Here is a 14,900-nt window from a genome sequence, read left to right as displayed (position 1 = left end):
AGCGTAGGGGGCGCGCGGACGCATCGAAGAGGGCGACATCACGCCCCCTACCGGGGTAGCACCGTCACAGTGTCACAAATCCGTTCGAGGACGGTTTCCTCTCGATGTCAGCCGGTCACAGCGCCGTTCCCGTGCGGCACTATCACCGGACATTCTGATTCCCGGGGGGCTTCTCATGACTTACGCAGCTCGTTCACGCCGCACCACCGCCGTACTCGCCGTTCTCTCGCTCGGCATCCTCGCGCTGACCGCCTGCAAGGGCGACACCGACCAGGACGCGTCCGCCCCGGGCACGACGGCGAGCCCGTCCGCCACGGAGGGCGGCAAGGGCGGTGGCAAGGACACCGACAAGCCCTCGACGGCCGGTCAGGGCGAGGGTGACGGCGAGGACTCGTCCGGTGGCGCCGAAGGCACCCCGGCGACCTCGGAGCCCGGGACCGACGACGACCAGGACGGCGGCGTGGGCATGTGCGAGACGACCGACCTGAGTTACAAGGTCACCGTGGCCTCCAAGCTCGTCAACCACGCCCTGCTGGCCGCGACCAACAAGAGCGGTGACCCGTGCCTGCTGCCGGCCGACGACCTGGTGATCACGATCCCGGGGCTGGACGGCGCCGCCGAGCACATGGGCCCCGAGGGCAAGGACTGGATCATGAAGCCCGGCGAGACCGCCTACGCCGGGATCCTGTTCGCCCGCGCCGACACCGCCGGCGGCAAGAGCGCCGACAAGGTGGAAGTCGCCCTCACCGCCGCCGAGAGCCCGGCGACCGTGACCATCGTGGACGGCCCCGTCACGGTCAACGACGGCCAGGTCACCAGCTTCTTCGGCACGGCCGAGGACGCGCTCACCTACTGATCGTCAGGGATCGGCATCGTCCGGGCAATTGACCCGACGATTGACGAATCGTACGGTCGTACGGTCATTGGACGGACTCCGACCTCCACGGACCCCTCATGACCGCACCGCTGTACGTCCGGATCAGGCGGGAGATCGAAGCCAGGATCCGCGCCGGGGAACTGCCCCCCGGCGCACGGCTCCCGACCGAGAAGGACCTCACCGCCCAGTACGGCGTCAGCCGCGCCACGGCCCAGCATGTCCTCAACGGCCTGGCAGCGGCAGGGCCGGCGGTCCGACGACGGCGCCACGGCACGTTCGTCGCCGATGTGACCCGCCAGACCGACCTGCTGAACTTCGTCACCCCCGCGACCGCGGCCAAGGGCACCCCGGGCCGGCACGACGTCGTCTCCGCACGGGTCGTCAGCCGCCGACGCCGTCCTGCGCCTGCCCGGCGCCGCCGCGGACACCGCCGTGGTGGAACCGGTCCGCCGCAAGCTCGATGTCCGCGAGGAGCCGCAGTCCGTCGAGCGCCACGTGGTGCTGTTCGCGGCGGCCCCCGACCTGCTGAGCGAGAACCTCGAAACCCTCGTCACCCTCCCGTATGTGCGGCGCAGGGGCGTGCCGATCGACCCTGTCCGGCCCTGTCTGGACCCGGTCGTCCTCGACGAGCACGACGCCGCGCTGCCGCACAGCGGGATCGGCGCGCCCGCGCTGAGGCGGCGCAGGGAGTTGCGTACCGACGGGAGCACCGTCGAGGGGGTCACGACCGTCGTCCGTCCGGGAACCGCCGAGTTCTTCCTGGAACCTCCGGTCCCGACGGCGTGAGCGGCCCGAGCGGCATGCCCCGCCCTGCGAACCGAGAGGAGACACGCAGACCATGAAGGTCATCGTCATCGGTGCCGGTGTGCTGGGAGTGAGCGTCGCGAGGCATCTCGCCGTCGCCGGCGCGGACGTTCTCCTGCTCGATCGGCGGGGAGCCGGCACCGGCACGTCCGCCACCACCTTCGCCTGGACCAACTCCAGCCGGAAGCCGCACCCCGCCTACCACCGGCTGAACCTCGCGGGCATGGAGGGGCACGCCCGCCTCGCCGGTCAACTGCCCGGCGCACCCTCCTACTTCCCCAGCGGAGCCCTGCAGTGGGCGGACGCCGCGAACGAGCCGCGACTCGCCGACAACGTGGCACGACTGCGGTCCCTCGGCTACCCCGCGCACTGGGTCACGGCCGACGAGGCCGTCCGGATCGCGGGCTCCCTGCGTGTCCCGGCGGCCGTCACCTCCCTCGCGCACTTCCCCACCGAGGGATACGTTCTGCCGGACCTGTTCGTCAGAAACCTGCTGGCGGACGCCGAACGGCACGGAGCCACGTACGCGACCGGCGAGGTGGAGGCCGTCGACGACGGGCCGGACGGAGTCGCCGTCACCCTGGCCGGAGGCCGGGTGTGCCGAGGCGACTGCGTCGTCCTGGCGGCGGGCCGCTGGACCCGGCGGCTGGCCGCGCGGGCCGGGATCGACGTCCCCATGGTGACGGACACCGCGCGCGGAGCGCAGACCGTCGGTCTGCTCGGATACGCCAGGGAGCCGCGACTCGACCTGCGGTGCGTGATCCACAGCCCCGGCCTCAACCTGCGCCCGGCCGCCGGCGGACAGACCGTCCTGCAGGCACTCGACCTGAACGCGGCCGTCGATCCGCGGGACCCCCCGTCCGCCGACGGGGACCTCGCGAAGGCCCTCGTCCGGCGGTTCCGCACGGTGCTGCCCGACCCCGCCCGTACTGTGCGCGTCGATCTGCGCGTCGGCATCCGGTCGTTGCCCGCGGACGGTCACACCATCGCCGGCTACGCCTCCGCACGGTCCCGCGTCTACTGTCTCGTCTCGCACAGCGGGGTCACCCTGGCACCGGTTCTGGGGCGCCTGGCCGCGGCCGAGATCACGACCGACCTGGCGCAGGATCTCCTGGGGGCCTTCCGTCCCACCCGGTTCACCGGCGTGGCCCGTGCGGACATCGACGTGGACCAGCGCGCCGTCGGACTGGGTGAGCAGTAGCGGACGGCATCCAGGACCAGGGCCTGCCCGGCAGCCCTCGCCGGGCAGGCCCTGGTCCGGCGGCTCAGCGCTTGAGCGTGAAGGTGAAGTCGCCGGAGGTCCTGCCGCCCAGCCGTACCGCCGACACGATCTTCCCCTCCGTCGCCAGTCTCCCGACCTCGGCCCGCGAAAGACCGCACCCCTCGGCGATGAGCCGCACCGGCCGGACCGGGATCGGCGCCGCGAAGCGGACCGCGACGTCGATCACCTCGCGGTCGAGGTGATCCGAGCCGCCGGTGTCGAGCCGCCAGGCGCCGTCCCAGTCGAGGGCGATGCGATTACGGCGCCGCACGGCCGGATCCATGAGCAACTCGGCCGTCAGGGCGAGGTCGTTGGCATGCAGCCGCTCCAGCAGCTCAGGCCGGACGGAGCGCACGTTCGTCCGCTCCAGGATCGTGATCTTGGCCGTGTCCCCGCACCCCGCGCAGAGCGCGAGGAGCCAGACGTCGATCAGCTTGTGGTGGGCGTTGACGCGGAACTTGCCGTTCGCCCGGAAGCGGTCGGACGCGCACGCGTGGCAGCGGCGGCGAACGAGCGGCAGGCAGGTGGGCATGACGAGCCAGTTGTCGAGCACAGAGATACACCGGTTCCAGTGAGAAGTCCGCAGCAAAAAGCAGCGCGGCGCACGGGTGCGACGCGCGACGAATCAGCGCTCGGGAGGTCTCACACGGTGTACAACGGCACGTCCTTACCCAGACGACGGATGACTTGGCTCGGCAGCACGGTAGAGCGCACAGGGCCGCCGCTCCACTGCTTTTCCGGCGGTGCGGAGCGCTTCGACAGGAGCGGAGGTTGGCCGCGGCCCATTAAAGTGATATCACTATGCTAAATAGCGAGGCGGATGCCCCACCGGGGACCGGCCTCGCCCGGCATCTCTGGCCACTCATCTCGGGGAGAACACCATGAGCACACACGACCGCACACCGAACGCTCCGGACGCGATGGACCTCCCCGACATGCCCGAGCCGCGCGTACGGGAGTTCCCCGCCCACTCCATCGGGGGCGGGCTCGCCCTGCTGCTGGGGCTGGTGGGCCTGGCCGCCGGCGTCGGTCTCGTGGTGCTCGGAGCCGTGTCCACCTCGTCCGGCGTGAAGGCGGCGCTGATCGTCGGCGGGATCCTGCTGGGTGTCGCGGCGTTCCTCGCCATGTGCGGCCTCAACATGGTGGCCCCGGGCGAAGCCCGCGTCGTCCAGCTGTTCGGGCGCTACAGGGGGACGATCCGCACCGACGGCCTGCGCTGGGTCAACCCGTTCACGTCCCGGGTCAAGATCTCGACGCGGGTACGCAACCACGAGACGGCCGTCCTGAAGGTGAACGACGCCTACGGCAACCCGATCGAGCTGGCCGCGGTCGTGGTGTGGAAGGTCGAGGACACCGCGCAGGCCTCCTTCGAGGTGGACGACTTCCTGGAGTTCGTCTCGACCCAGACCGAGGCGGCCGTACGGCACATCGCCATCGAGTACCCCTACGACGCGCACGACGAAGAGGGTCTCTCCCTGCGCGGCAACGCGGAGGAGATCACCGAGAAGCTCGCCGTCGAGCTCCACGCGCGTGTGGAGGCGGCGGGTGTGCAGATCATCGAGTCCCGCTTCACCCACCTCGCGTACGCGCCCGAGATCGCCTCGGCGATGCTGCAGCGGCAGCAGGCCGGCGCCGTGGTCGCGGCCCGGCGCCAGATCGTCGACGGGGCGGTCGGCATGGTCGAGGCCGCGCTCGCCCGCATCGCCGAACAGGGCATCGTCGAGCTCGACTCGGAGCGGAAGGCCGCGATGGTGTCGAACCTGATGGTGGTGCTGTGCGGGGACAGGGCCGCACAGCCCGTGCTCAACACCGGGTCGCTGTACCAGTGACGCCCCCCTCACCCGACGACGGGCCGGGCGCCGACCCGGCCCCGAAGCGGTCGGCCGCACAGCGCAAGCAGGTGCTGTTGCGGCTCGACCCGCTGGTTCACGACGCACTGGCCCGGTGGGCCGGAGACGAGCTGCGCTCCACGAACGCGCAGATCGAGTTCCTGCTGCGCAGGGCGCTGTCCGAGGCGGGGCGGCTGCCCGGGGCGGCGGGGCCGCTGCCCCGCCGGGGCCGTCCACCGAAGTCGTCCGGTGCCGGCGAGAACCCGCGGCAGCCCGGAGAGGACGCGTGATCCGCTCCGCGCACGACCGCCCCGGCCGACGCTAGGGCCCGTCCGACGGGTCTCCGTGGGAGAAGGAGCGGCGTTCGGTGCGTGCTCTCGGCGTGCCGGGCGGAAGACCTCGTACTGGACGTACGTGGGCTTTCGCCCGGTGCGGGGAGAGGGCGTGCCGGGCGTCGCGACGCCGCGGAGATCCGTCAGAAGGGCCCTAGTCCCGCCGGACGGCGGTGTTCTGGCAGGCGTGCAGCAGCCAGGTCCCGTCTGCCTGCCTGGTCATGACGTACAGCGGCGCGCCCTCCGTGTCACCCTCCGCCGAGTGGTAGACCTGCCGGACCTTGACGGCCGCCACGTCCGGGCGCAGGAACTGCGTGTGCGCCACCTCGTACGTGACCTCGCCGTCCCACACCGCACCGGGCAGCACCTCCCGGGTGAACTCGGCGATGGCGGGTAACCCGATCAGGACCTTTCCGTGGGCGGTCGTCCACAGGGCCTCGGGGTGGAAAAGCGCGAGGAACCCCTCGACGTCCCTGGCGCGCTGGGTGCGTTCGACGGTGGCCACGACCTCTTCGACGGCCTTCATGTCCGCGGCGTCCGCGGTCTCGGTGTTCATGAGGATCACTCTGCGACCTCGACCGGGCTTGAGGTCAAGGGGGCGAAGAGAAGAAGTGGATCGTGTCGGCCGTCCGCGGGCCGCCCCGCGGCGTCCGAGGGGCCCACACCGCACCCCTGCCGATCGGAGGGTGATACCCCGCCGGGTGGCTGGACCTGCGGCTCCGTGCGCGACCGGGGCCATTTCGGACTCTAGTGTCGTGTCGGCAGGGCGGGACGGCGAGGACGAGAGCGAGCGCACGTGATCCGGGTTGTGGTGGTGGACGACGAGGCCCTGGTCCGTTCGGGGTTCGGGCTCATCCTGGGCGCCTCCGAGGACATCGAGGTCGTCGCGACCGCCGGCGGGAGCGGAGCCGTGGAGACCGTACGGCGGGCGCGGCCCGACGTGGTGCTGCTGGACATCCGGATGCCGGACGTCGACGGGCTCACCGTGCTCCGGGAGCTGCGGACGATGCCGGACGCTCCGATCGTGGCGATGCTGACGACGTTCGACGCCGACGAGTACATCCTCACGGCACTGCACTCCGGCGCGGCCGGTTTCCTCCTCAAGGACACCGAGCCGGACCAACTGGCCCACCTGGTACGCACCCTGGCCGCGGGCGGCGTGGTGCTGTCCCCCAAGGCATCGCGGACCCTGCTGCACAGCCACCCCGGCAACGCCTCGGCCGTCGACGAGGACGCGGCGCGGGTCCGGCTGCTCACCTCGCGCGAGCGCGACGTCCTCGTCCTGGTGGCGGAGGGGCTGTCCAACGCCGACATCGGCGCCCGCATCCACCTCGGTGCCGGCACGGTCAAGGACCATGTCAGCGCGATCCTCACCAAGCTGCGGGTGACCAGCCGGGTGCAGGCGGCTCTGCTGGCACAGCGCGCCGGGCTTCTGGACGAGGGCCGGCGGCCGGAGGCCGGAGGATGAGCCGGGCACGCACGGTGTGGGAGCGAGTACCCACGCCCGTCATGGACGTCGTCCTGGCGGCCGTGGCCGCCGTCGACGTGTGGCTGAACCTGTGGGACGAGTCGCGGGCCGGTCTCGCCCTGGCCGCGCTCGGGTGTGCCGCGCTGGTCCTGCGGCGCAGGTTCCCCGTCGGCGTCTTCCTGCTCACCCTCCCGATCGCCCTCACCCAGGAGGTGGCCCTCGCGCCTCTCCTGGCCCTGTACAGCCTGGCCGAACGCTCCCGCGACCGCCGTCTCCTCGCGGGAGGCGTCGCTCTGGTCGCCGTCGCGAGCAGCACCCCCTGGCCGCTCGCCGGGCTCGCCGAGGTCGGCCGGACGATGACGCTGATCACCCTCGTGTACAACCTGGCCATTGCTGTCGTCCCGGCCCTCGTCGGGCAACTCGTGCAGGCGCACCGGGATCTGGGACGGCGACTGGCCGAGGTCGAGGAGGCCAGGGAGCAGGAGCGGGCCCTGCACGCCCAGGCCGCGCTCGCCCACGAACGCACCCGGCTCGCCCGTGAGATGCACGACGTGGTCTCGCACCAGGTCAGCCTCATCGCCGTACAGGCCGGTGCCCTTCAGGTCTCCACCAGGGACACGGACACCAAGGAGGCCGCCCGCACGATCCGTTCGCTGAGCGTCACGACGCTCGACGAACTGCGCACCATGGTCACCCTGCTGCGCGCGACCGGCGGCCACGCCACCGAGCTGACCCCCCAGCCCACGCTCGCCGACCTGCACGACCTGGTCGGATCGAGCGGCATCCAGGCGCGGTTGACGGGCGCCCTCCCGCCCGGCGTGGGCACGCCCGCCCAACGGGCCCTCTACCGCACGGTCCAGGAGGCGCTGACCAACGTCCGCAAGCACGCCCCCGGTGCCACCGCCGCCGTCGAGCTGTGGCACGACGGCGACCATGTCGGAGTGACCGTCACCAACTCCCCGCCCACCAGCCCCTCCCTGGCCCTGCCCGGCTCCCGGCTCGGTCTGGTCGGCCTGCGGGAACGCGCCGACATCCTGCGCGGAACCCTGGAGTCGGGTCCGGCTCCGGAGGGCGGCTACCGGGTGCGGCTGCGGGTCCCCCTCGGCACGGACTGAGGCACGTTCGGCACGGACTGAGGCACGTATCCCGTGCCGGGGGGCCTCCCGGCGGGTGAGCGGAACGCCGGACCGGACCGATCGGCCCGTAACCTCACGTCCTCGGGTAAATCGTCAACGCCCCGTGGCAGCCCACGTGTTGGAGGTAGCTTCGTCGGCATGAGCAACGACATCCGCATCGACCGTGCCCCGTCCGCCGGGGGCGGCATCCAGATCACGGTCAGCCTTTCCCCCGCCGTTCTGGCGAAACTCCAGCAGGACGGCTCCTGGACGGAGTCCATCAAGGAGGGCCAGGTCACCGGCGACGGACCGGCCATCACCCAGATCGAGTTCAAGGTCGCGTAGGACCCGTCCGCGGGCTGTCGGTGCGCGGGCCGTACCAGTCCAGGCACAGCACGATGGCGTCGTCCCGCACATGACCGCCGGAGGCGTCGTGACCACGGCGACCAAGGGCGCGCACGACCCTCGGTGCCGGCGCGGCGGGCTCCCCGGGAGGCGTTGACCAGGAGCGTGGCCCTCAGCGAGGCGTCCACGTCGTGCCCCAAGGCGTCGGTGATCTCTTTCCCCGGAAGCGCCGGCATGACGTCTGTGGCCCTCGCCTCAGGCGGGTGTGCGTCGAGCCTCACGCCCGGCCGCGGGCGGCGGTGCCGTCGGCGCCGGGCGGGTCGGACAGGGCGAGGCGGGCCGTGATGCGCTTGCCGACCGACGCCTGCTCCACGAACAGGTCCTCGGCGACGGCCTTGACGATCTCCAGGCCGTGCTGGCCGACCCTGTCGGGGTCGGCGGCGCGGGCCGAGGGAACGGTGGGGTCACTGTCCCAGACGACGATCTCGACACTGTCGGCCGTGATGCGCAGTTCCATCAGGACGGGTCCGGGAGCGTACTTGCGCGCGTTGGTGACCAGCTCGCTGACGACCAGTTGGGTGAGGTCCCGCGCGCGAGCGCTCACGGGCAGGTGGCGTTCGGTACGGGCGTGGTCGAGGAAGTCGATCGCGTGATGGCGGGCGTCGGCGATGCAGGCGTCGTCCCCGTCCAGGGCGAAACCGGCGTGCAGCAGCGGACCGTCCGGCGCGGTCGAGCCGTCACCATCGGCATAGGACCCCACGAGCCTCGCCCTCATTCCCCGTACCCACGCACGCCAGTACCCGCCATACCGTCACTTATGCCACCGCAGGCGCCGCTCGACACAGCCGCCCGGGTGTGTCCGGCCCGGACGGTGGGGCAGAATCATCGGTGAACGCCCTGACCCGGGGCCAGCCTAAGCGAGTCGAGGAGACGGTGACCGCCATCGAGAATGCGGACCGGCCAGGCCGGCTCTCCGTCGCACACCACGTGGTCGACGACGTCCGGGTCGTGACCGTGCGGGGGGAGATCGACCACGACGTCAAGGACCTCTTCGACGAGGCACTGCTCGCCGGGGGCGACGCGGCGACGCCTCCGCGGATCGTGGTGGACCTCGGCGGCGTGACCTTCATGGACTCCAGCGGCATCAACGTCCTCGTCGCCGCGAACCGGCGGGTGAGCGGCGGGCGGGGCTGGCTGCGTATCGCGGCCGCCCAGGAGCCCGTACTGCGAGTGCTGCAACTGGTCGGCGTCGACACCTTCATCCCCTGTCACCCCACCACCGAACAGGCCCTGTCCGCCTGACCTGCGGTCCTCGTGGTCCTCGTGACCCCGTGGCCCTCGTGGTCCTTCTGGCCCCGCGGTCCTCGTCGATCATGTCGGTTCCTGCGGTTCACGTCGGCCGGGACCGGCCGGGTGGGGTCATGGCCCAGCGGATGGTCCGGGTCAGGACCTGGCCGGTGGGGCGTACGGCGAGGTTCTCGACCACCGGTACCCGGGGCAGCCGGAGCATGCCGCGGGCCCAGGGCGGGAGGAGCGCGACGGCGTTCGCGGCCAGCCCACCGTAGAAGGGCCGTACGGCGAGGGGCAGGGGAGGCTGCAACAACAGGAAGCGGGCGGCGGCCCGGGCCTCGGGGGTGGCCTTCAGTTCGTGCCGGTAGGCCGTCAGCCGTTCGGCCAGCTCGCGGCGGTCGCGGGGCGGGTCGCTCACCCCCAGCGCGGCGGCGACGCGGGCGGTGTCCGCCACGTAGGCGTCGTAGTCGGCGGCGTCCAGCGGATGGGCCCCGAACTGTGCGTGGGCGCGCAGGAAGCTGTCCGTCTCTGCGGCGTGCACCCAGCCGAGCAGATGCGGATCGGCCGCGTGGTACGGCACCCCCTCGGCGGTCGTCCCGCGGATCCGTTCGTGGATGCCACGGACGTGGTCGACCGCCCGCTGGGCGTCTGCCGCGTTGCCGTAGGTGGTCACGGCGAGGAAGGTGCTGGTGCGCTGCAGCCGGCCCCAGGGGTCGCCCCGGTACCCGGAGTGCCCGGCCACCGCCGCCATGGCGAGCGGATGCAGGGACTGCAGCAGCAGAGCGCTCAGCCCGCCGATGAACATCGAGGCATCCCCGTGCACGGTACGGATGGGGCGGTCGGGGCCGAACCAGCGCGGGCCGGGGGTGTCATGGATGCGGGCACGCGTGGCGGGCCCGTCGGGCCCGGCGACACGGCGGAACAGGGCCTGGCCCAGCTGCGCACGGACTGTGGTCAACACGGTCGGCCTCCCCTCTCCTGTGTCCAGTGTCCGCGATCCCGGCCGTTACCCGGCGGCAGCGCGGACGCGCCCTACCGGTCGGCCGGTGGGCCCGGGTCCGGCGGTCCCGTCGTGCGTGCCGGGCCGGGCAGGACCGCGTCGGGATGGTCGGCGGCGTAGGCACGCAGCACCGATGCGAAGTCCGGGTCGGGAGCCAGCCCGAGGGCGGCGGCGCGCGTGGTGTCGAAGGCGGAGGGCCAGGAGCCCACGATGGCCTCGACGGCGGGGTCGGGCCTGACGGTCACCAGGTCGGCGACGGCGTCGCCGGCCACCTTCCGCAGCGTGGCCAGCATCTCGGCGACCGAGACCGTGAGGGCCGGGAGGTTGACCGGCAGCGCGCCGGCGAGCCGCCCTCTGCCCACCCCGCGCTCCGCCTGGGCGATGCGCAGGACCGCCCAGGCGGTACGTCGCGGTGAGGCCAGGGCCACTCGCAGGCCGGGGCTGACGGGACAGACGGCGGCGTGGCCCGCGAGGGGTTCGCGGACGATGCCGGACAGGAAGCCCGAAGCGGCCGCGTTCGGTCGTCCGGGCCGCACCACCACGGTCATCAGCCGGGCGACACGACCGTCGACGAAGCCGCGCCGGGTGTAGTCCGCGATCAGCTGCTCACAGACGAGCTTCTGGACGCCGTAGCTCGATCGCGGCGTGGGCAGGGTCGACTCGCTGACGACGGGCGGAAGCGGGAGGGCCGGGTCCGGACCGTAGACCGCGACGCTGCTGGAGAAGACCAGGCACGGCGTCGGCCCGCCGGCGGCCGTCTGGGCCCGCGCGGCTTCGAGAAGGGCCCGTGTGGTGTCCACGTTGGCACCCATCCCGAGGTCGAAGTCGGCCTCGCACTCGGCCGAGACGGCTGCCGCGAGATGGATGACGACGTCCACGGGCCGGGCGAACACGTCGTCGAGACGGCCGGTCAGGTCACCGTGCACGATCTCCACGAGCGGGTCGGACGAGGGCGGCAGCCCGAGCGGCACGATGCGGTCGACGAGCACCAGGCGGTCGACCGGTGCTCCGCGAAAGGTCCGGGTTCCGAGCAGTGCGCGGGTGAGCTGTCGTCCCAGGAAGCCGAAGCCGCCCGTGATGACGATCCTCATACGGCGTCCTTCCCTGCGGTCGGTCGGGTCCGGGTATGCAGCATGCCCACGGACGCCCGCGGGAACCGGCGGACGGCTCCGGACGGCGCAGGCGCAGCCGGACTCGTGTCGCAGGGGCCGCCGTGAGAGGACACCACGGCGGTCCGGCTCGTGGGAATCCCGAAGGTGGTTCACCGTGGGGGAGAACACGGAGAACGTTCCTGTTCGCACCGTCCGCGCCACGGCCTCCCGGCCTCGGCCCGCCCGTGCCCGTCCGCCCCTGGGAGCGCGTACGCCCATGACCACCCTGCCCTCCGGCCCGCCCCCGTCCGGCCCTCCCGACAACGGCCCCGCCGTGACGCGTACGGAATTCGACGCCCTCTTCGACCGGCTGCGCAGCTGGGGGCGCTGGACCCCGGCCGACCGCGGTGCCGTCAACCGGATCACTCCGGACCACGTGCGACGGGCGGCCGCGCTGGTGCGGTCCGGCACGGTCGTCCCGATGGCCCTGCCGTGGAACACCGTGCCCGGTCCCGACAACAGCAGGCCGGCCCTGCACCACATGACCGAGCTGGGCGACGTCGAGCCGCCGGAGCCCACCTGCAACAAGGACTTCATCGCCGCGGACTACCACGGCAAGGGGGTCAGTCATCTGGATGCCCTGTCGCACATCGCCTACCGCGGCCGGCTCTACGGGGGGCGGGACGCGCGGGAATCCGTCGATGCCAGGGGCGCCCGCTTCGGCGCGGTCGCCGCGCTCGGCCCGTTGGTGACCAGAGGTGTGCTGATCGACCTGCCCGCCGTGCTCGGCCGCGACTGGCTGGAACCCGGTACGGCCGTGCACGCCGACGACGTCCTGGCGGCAGAGCGGGCCCTGGGGGTGACCATCGGCGAGGGCGACGCGGTCCTGCTGCGGTCCGGCCGCTTCAGGCGCCGTCGCGAGCTGGGGCCCTGGAACCCCGACGCCGCCAGTGCCGGCCTGCACGTCGATGCCATGCCGTTGCTCGCCGGGCGCGGCATCGCGCTGCTGGGCGGCGACGGCGACAGTGACGTCCGGCCTTCTCCCGTGGAGGGCGTGTCCTCCCCCGTGCACGCCCTGGCCATCGCCGCCATGGGCGTACCCCTGCTGGACAACCTCGACCTGGAGGCGCTCTCCGCCGCCTGCGCCGAAGCCGGCCGGTACGCCTTCCTGACCGTCGTGGCACCCCTGAACGTGCCGGGCGGCACCGGGTCGCCCGTCAACCCGGTGGCCGTGCTGTGACCTCGCCGCAGGGTCGCGTCCGCTGTCCCGCGGGCCAGGACAGCCCTTCGAGCGGCCGGAGGTACCCGTTCTCACCCGAAGCGCAGGATGCGTGGGGCGAAGGTGCCCTCCGGGCCGTCGGCGCGGCCGACCGACCACACCGTCCCGGTGCCCGGCACCGGCGCCAACTGCAGCCGCGCGGAGTCTCCCTCACCGGCCACCGCCGGTTCGCCGTACTCGGTGAACGACTGTCCGTTCCAGGCGAGGAAGTCGGGCCCGGGGACGAACGGCGGCTGACTGCCCGGCGGGCCCCACTTCTGCGAGCGTGCCACCGCGACCCAGGCCAGCGCACCGGAGGCGGCGGGTGTCAGTGACGTGACCGAGCCGAAGTCGGTGGGCACGGTCACGTGGCTCCACGTCTGTCCGTCGAAGCGGACCAGCAGGGGCGGGACCGGCCGTCCCACCGGTCCGCCGACGAAGCCCGCCGTGCCGCCCGCCCACACCTCCGTCGGCGACACCGCGAGCACGCTGCCCACGGCCGACCGCGGGAACCCGTCCACGATCGTCTGCCGCCACGCCTGCCCGTCCCAGTGCGACACGGCGGCACCCGAGCCGGTCGCGCCCGCGGCCCAGACGTCGTCGGCCGCGAGGATGTGCAGACCGTAGACGGCTCCGGGCGGCACCGGCACGTCCCGCCAGGCGCGTCCGTCCCGGCGCAGCAGCGCCTGCGCTCCCTCCCGGGAACCGATCAGCCAGGTCTCGCCGCCGCCGGCCACGACCTTCGTCAGGACGACGCCGCGCGGCGGCCGGGTCTCGGACCACGTGGCGCCGTCGGACCGGAGCAGCCGGGTGGCCCCCGCCGCGTCGCGCCCGACCGCCCAGACCTCGGCCGGTGAGGTCCCGGCGACGGACAGCAGCTCTCCCTGCCAGCCGATCCCGGGCAGCGCCCGTCGCTGCCACGCGGTCCCGTCCCAGCGCAGCATCAGGGGGAAGCCCGGCGCCTCCCGGCCCACGGCGTCGGTTCCCACGGCCCACGCCCGGTCGGGTCCGAAGGCCACCGCCTCGTTCAGCCCGGCCTGGGGGCGTACCTGTGCGGGGACGGGGACGTGCTGCCAGGACAGGGTGTCGGCCGCTGCCGAGGTCATCGGGTGAGCAGGGTCAGGGCGGCGGCGAGGGCCGCGACCAGAAGTCGGCGTGCCATGGTCAGCCTCCCAGCCGCTCGCTCATCAGGTTCGGTTTCGAGCCGTAGATCTCGGCGGTCCCGAAGGACATCAGCGAGGCCCCGGCCCTCGCCAGCGCACGGGGCTTGACGTCGATCGCGTTCTGCCGCTCCGGGCCGTACGAGAAGGTGGTGCGCGAGCCGTCCACCCGTGCGTACTTCGACCGGAAGGCGCGGTCGCTGCGCACCGGCAGCCACAGCGCGCCGTCCGGGCCGCGCACCATCGCCTCGGCGCCGGTGTCGCCCAGCGGTGGGTGGGTGGTGCGCCAGCCGTGCCGGTCGCCGGTCATCAGGTAGGTGCGCGCCACGCCTTCGGTGTACCGGCTGCCGCCGATCGTGACCCGGCCGGACGGTTCGAGCAGGACCGTGTGCACGTTGCTGTCCGGTGGCAGCGGCACGTCCGCGTCGCGCCACGCCGTGCCGTCCCAGCGCAGAATGGCGCTCCCGGTGCTGGTGTCGGCCCAGGCCCACACGTCGGAGGCGGTGCGCGCGGTGATCCCCATCAGGTACCGCACACCGTCGGGGGCGGCTTGCGTGGTCCAGCCGGAACCGTCGTGGCGGAGGATCTTCAGCCCGGAGTCGTCCTCGCCGACCACCCACGCGGCACCCGGTACGGCGGTGAAGTCCTGGTAGGTCCACAGGGTGCGGGGTACCGGGAGGACGCTCCAGCCTCCCGCCGTCCGGCGCAGGATCTCCGCCGCCCCGGCGCGGGTGCGCAGGATCCACACCTCCCGGTCGACGAACCGCACTTGCTCGAGCCCGCCCGGCTCGCCGGCGCCGGGAAAGGTCGTGTCGCGGTTCCGCGCCGAGCCGTCCCACCGGTACAGCACCGGTCTGAGTCCGTCGGCCGCGGTCTCGTATCCGGTCGCCCATGCCTCCCTGGGTCCGCGGGCGGCGAGATCGGTCACGGTCACCGGTGGGGCCGCCGCCGGCACGGGCAGGGGCGTCCAGCTCCTCGGCGTCACGGCCGCGGCCGGTGACACCACCGCCGCGCACACGATCACCAGACAGACGACGACCGCACGGAGACCGTTCATGAGACCCCCCAGA

At 72.8% G+C, this 14,900-nt stretch carries 17 protein-coding genes and 1 pseudogene; 11 read left to right on the top strand and 7 right to left on the bottom strand.

Features of this window, described 5'->3' with window-relative positions; translation table 11 throughout:
- The first annotated feature begins 175 nt into the window (after positions 1–175).
- The 4 genes and pseudogenes from ACFU5F_RS14200 (at position 176) to ACFU5F_RS14185 (ending at position 2,882) form a co-directional block, all read left to right on the top strand.
- Positions 176–856, top strand: a complete 681-nt coding sequence (locus ACFU5F_RS14200) for a DUF4232 domain-containing protein (RefSeq protein WP_383886625.1) — start codon at positions 176–178, stop codon at positions 854–856.
- Positions 857–954: 98 nt separating this feature from the next.
- Positions 955–1,098: pseudogene (locus ACFU5F_RS14195) on the top strand (GntR family transcriptional regulator); the annotation flags it as partial.
- Between the two features lie 211 nt (positions 1,099–1,309).
- A complete protein-coding gene (locus tag ACFU5F_RS14190) occupies positions 1,310–1,663 on the top strand; it encodes a hypothetical protein (protein ID WP_383886761.1) in 354 nt (117 codons plus the stop codon).
- A gap of 52 nt (positions 1,664–1,715) precedes the next feature.
- Entirely contained in the window at positions 1,716–2,882 is a 1,167-nt protein-coding gene (locus ACFU5F_RS14185; protein WP_383886623.1) for an NAD(P)/FAD-dependent oxidoreductase, read from the top strand.
- 64 nt (positions 2,883–2,946) lie between these two features.
- On the opposite strand, the gene ACFU5F_RS14180 is transcribed toward ACFU5F_RS14185, so the two are convergent.
- Complete coding sequence (locus ACFU5F_RS14180) at positions 2,947–3,495, bottom strand: DUF1062 domain-containing protein (protein ID WP_383886621.1); 549 nt, start codon at positions 3,493–3,495, stop codon at positions 2,947–2,949.
- Positions 3,496–3,823: 328 nt separating this feature from the next.
- Here ACFU5F_RS14180 and ACFU5F_RS14175 point away from each other — a divergent pair, with 328 nt between their 5' ends.
- On the top strand, positions 3,824–4,771 hold the full coding sequence (locus ACFU5F_RS14175; protein WP_383886619.1) for an SPFH domain-containing protein: 948 nt from the start codon (positions 3,824–3,826) through the stop codon (positions 4,769–4,771).
- The gene (locus ACFU5F_RS14170) at positions 4,768–5,061 is read left to right on the top strand and encodes a hypothetical protein (protein WP_383886617.1); all 294 of its coding nucleotides are present in this window, start codon (positions 4,768–4,770) and stop codon (positions 5,059–5,061) included. The genes ACFU5F_RS14175 and ACFU5F_RS14170 overlap by 4 nt, the downstream gene beginning before the upstream one ends.
- 196 nt (positions 5,062–5,257) lie before the next feature.
- On the opposite strand, the gene ACFU5F_RS14165 is transcribed toward ACFU5F_RS14170, so the two are convergent.
- The gene (locus tag ACFU5F_RS14165) at positions 5,258–5,659 is read right to left on the bottom strand and encodes an SgcJ/EcaC family oxidoreductase (protein WP_383886615.1); all 402 of its coding nucleotides are present in this window, start codon (positions 5,657–5,659) and stop codon (positions 5,258–5,260) included.
- Positions 5,660–5,899: 240 nt separating this feature from the next.
- On the opposite strand from ACFU5F_RS14165, the gene ACFU5F_RS14160 reads away from it, so the two are divergent.
- The 3 genes from ACFU5F_RS14160 (at position 5,900) to ACFU5F_RS14150 (ending at position 8,031) form a co-directional block, all read left to right on the top strand.
- The gene (locus ACFU5F_RS14160) at positions 5,900–6,571 is read left to right on the top strand and encodes a response regulator (RefSeq protein WP_383886613.1); all 672 of its coding nucleotides are present in this window, start codon (positions 5,900–5,902) and stop codon (positions 6,569–6,571) included.
- On the top strand, positions 6,568–7,686 hold the full coding sequence (locus tag ACFU5F_RS14155; RefSeq protein ID WP_383886611.1) for a sensor histidine kinase: 1,119 nt from the start codon (positions 6,568–6,570) through the stop codon (positions 7,684–7,686). Before ACFU5F_RS14160 ends, ACFU5F_RS14155 begins: the two co-directional genes overlap by 4 nt.
- A gap of 159 nt (positions 7,687–7,845) precedes the next feature.
- Entirely contained in the window at positions 7,846–8,031 is a 186-nt protein-coding gene (locus ACFU5F_RS14150; protein WP_012998494.1) for a hypothetical protein, read from the top strand.
- Between the two features lie 277 nt (positions 8,032–8,308).
- On the opposite strand, the gene ACFU5F_RS14145 is transcribed toward ACFU5F_RS14150, so the two are convergent.
- A complete protein-coding gene (locus ACFU5F_RS14145; protein ID WP_383886609.1) occupies positions 8,309–8,791 on the bottom strand; it encodes an ATP-binding protein in 483 nt (160 codons plus the stop codon).
- Positions 8,792–8,964: 173 nt separating this feature from the next.
- Between ACFU5F_RS14145 and ACFU5F_RS14140 the strand changes: the two genes are divergently transcribed.
- Complete coding sequence (locus tag ACFU5F_RS14140) at positions 8,965–9,333, top strand: STAS domain-containing protein (protein WP_383886607.1); 369 nt, start codon at positions 8,965–8,967, stop codon at positions 9,331–9,333.
- Between the two features lie 88 nt (positions 9,334–9,421).
- On the opposite strand, the gene ACFU5F_RS14135 is transcribed toward ACFU5F_RS14140, so the two are convergent.
- A complete protein-coding gene (locus ACFU5F_RS14135; RefSeq protein WP_383886605.1) occupies positions 9,422–10,282 on the bottom strand; it encodes an oxygenase MpaB family protein in 861 nt (286 codons plus the stop codon).
- Between the two features lie 71 nt (positions 10,283–10,353).
- The gene (gene denD / locus ACFU5F_RS14130) at positions 10,354–11,412 is read right to left on the bottom strand and encodes a D-erythronate dehydrogenase (protein ID WP_383886603.1); all 1,059 of its coding nucleotides are present in this window, start codon (positions 11,410–11,412) and stop codon (positions 10,354–10,356) included.
- Between the two features lie 277 nt (positions 11,413–11,689).
- Here denD and ACFU5F_RS14125 point away from each other — a divergent pair, with 277 nt between their 5' ends.
- Positions 11,690–12,652, top strand: a complete 963-nt coding sequence (locus ACFU5F_RS14125; RefSeq protein ID WP_383886601.1) for a cyclase family protein — start codon at positions 11,690–11,692, stop codon at positions 12,650–12,652.
- A 71-nt stretch (positions 12,653–12,723) separates the two neighbouring features.
- Here ACFU5F_RS14125 and ACFU5F_RS14120 read toward each other — a convergent pair whose 3' ends face one another.
- Both ACFU5F_RS14120 and ACFU5F_RS14115 read right to left on the bottom strand, forming a co-directional pair.
- The gene (locus ACFU5F_RS14120) at positions 12,724–13,776 is read right to left on the bottom strand and encodes a hypothetical protein (protein WP_383886599.1); all 1,053 of its coding nucleotides are present in this window, start codon (positions 13,774–13,776) and stop codon (positions 12,724–12,726) included.
- A 58-nt stretch (positions 13,777–13,834) separates the two neighbouring features.
- The gene (locus tag ACFU5F_RS14115; protein ID WP_383886597.1) at positions 13,835–14,887 is read right to left on the bottom strand and encodes a hypothetical protein; all 1,053 of its coding nucleotides are present in this window, start codon (positions 14,885–14,887) and stop codon (positions 13,835–13,837) included.
- Between the last annotated feature and the right edge of the window lie 13 nt (positions 14,888–14,900).

The sequence above is a fragment of the Streptomyces sp. NPDC057438 genome (assembly GCF_042802995.1).
Taxonomy (GTDB): Bacteria; Actinomycetota; Actinomycetes; order Streptomycetales; family Streptomycetaceae; genus Streptomyces.
The sequence above is the reverse complement of the archived record's forward strand: the minus strand, read 5'-3'. Positions and strand labels throughout refer to the sequence as shown.

What these genes read in the sequence shown, in the direction of transcription:
- ACFU5F_RS14200 (WP_383886625.1), top strand. Translation starts at nt 176, where the DNA reads ATGACTTACGCAGCTCGTTCACGCCGCACCACCGCCGTACTCGCCGTT.
- ACFU5F_RS14185 (WP_383886623.1), top strand. Translation starts at nt 1,716, where the DNA reads ATGAAGGTCATCGTCATCGGTGCCGGTGTGCTGGGAGTGAGCGTCGCG.
- ACFU5F_RS14175 (WP_383886619.1), top strand. Translation starts at nt 3,824, where the DNA reads ATGAGCACACACGACCGCACACCGAACGCTCCGGACGCGATGGACCTC.
- ACFU5F_RS14165 (WP_383886615.1), bottom strand. Translation starts at nt 5,659, where the DNA reads ATGAACACCGAGACCGCGGACGCCGCGGACATGAAGGCCGTCGAAGAG.
- ACFU5F_RS14155 (WP_383886611.1), top strand. Translation starts at nt 6,568, where the DNA reads ATGAGCCGGGCACGCACGGTGTGGGAGCGAGTACCCACGCCCGTCATG.
- ACFU5F_RS14150 (WP_012998494.1), top strand. Translation starts at nt 7,846, where the DNA reads ATGAGCAACGACATCCGCATCGACCGTGCCCCGTCCGCCGGGGGCGGC.
- denD (WP_383886603.1), bottom strand. Translation starts at nt 11,412, where the DNA reads ATGAGGATCGTCATCACGGGCGGCTTCGGCTTCCTGGGACGACAGCTC.
- ACFU5F_RS14125 (WP_383886601.1), top strand. Translation starts at nt 11,690, where the DNA reads ATGACCACCCTGCCCTCCGGCCCGCCCCCGTCCGGCCCTCCCGACAAC.
- ACFU5F_RS14120 (WP_383886599.1), bottom strand. Translation starts at nt 13,776, where the DNA reads ATGACCTCGGCAGCGGCCGACACCCTGTCCTGGCAGCACGTCCCCGTC.
- ACFU5F_RS14115 (WP_383886597.1), bottom strand. Translation starts at nt 14,887, where the DNA reads ATGAACGGTCTCCGTGCGGTCGTCGTCTGTCTGGTGATCGTGTGCGCG.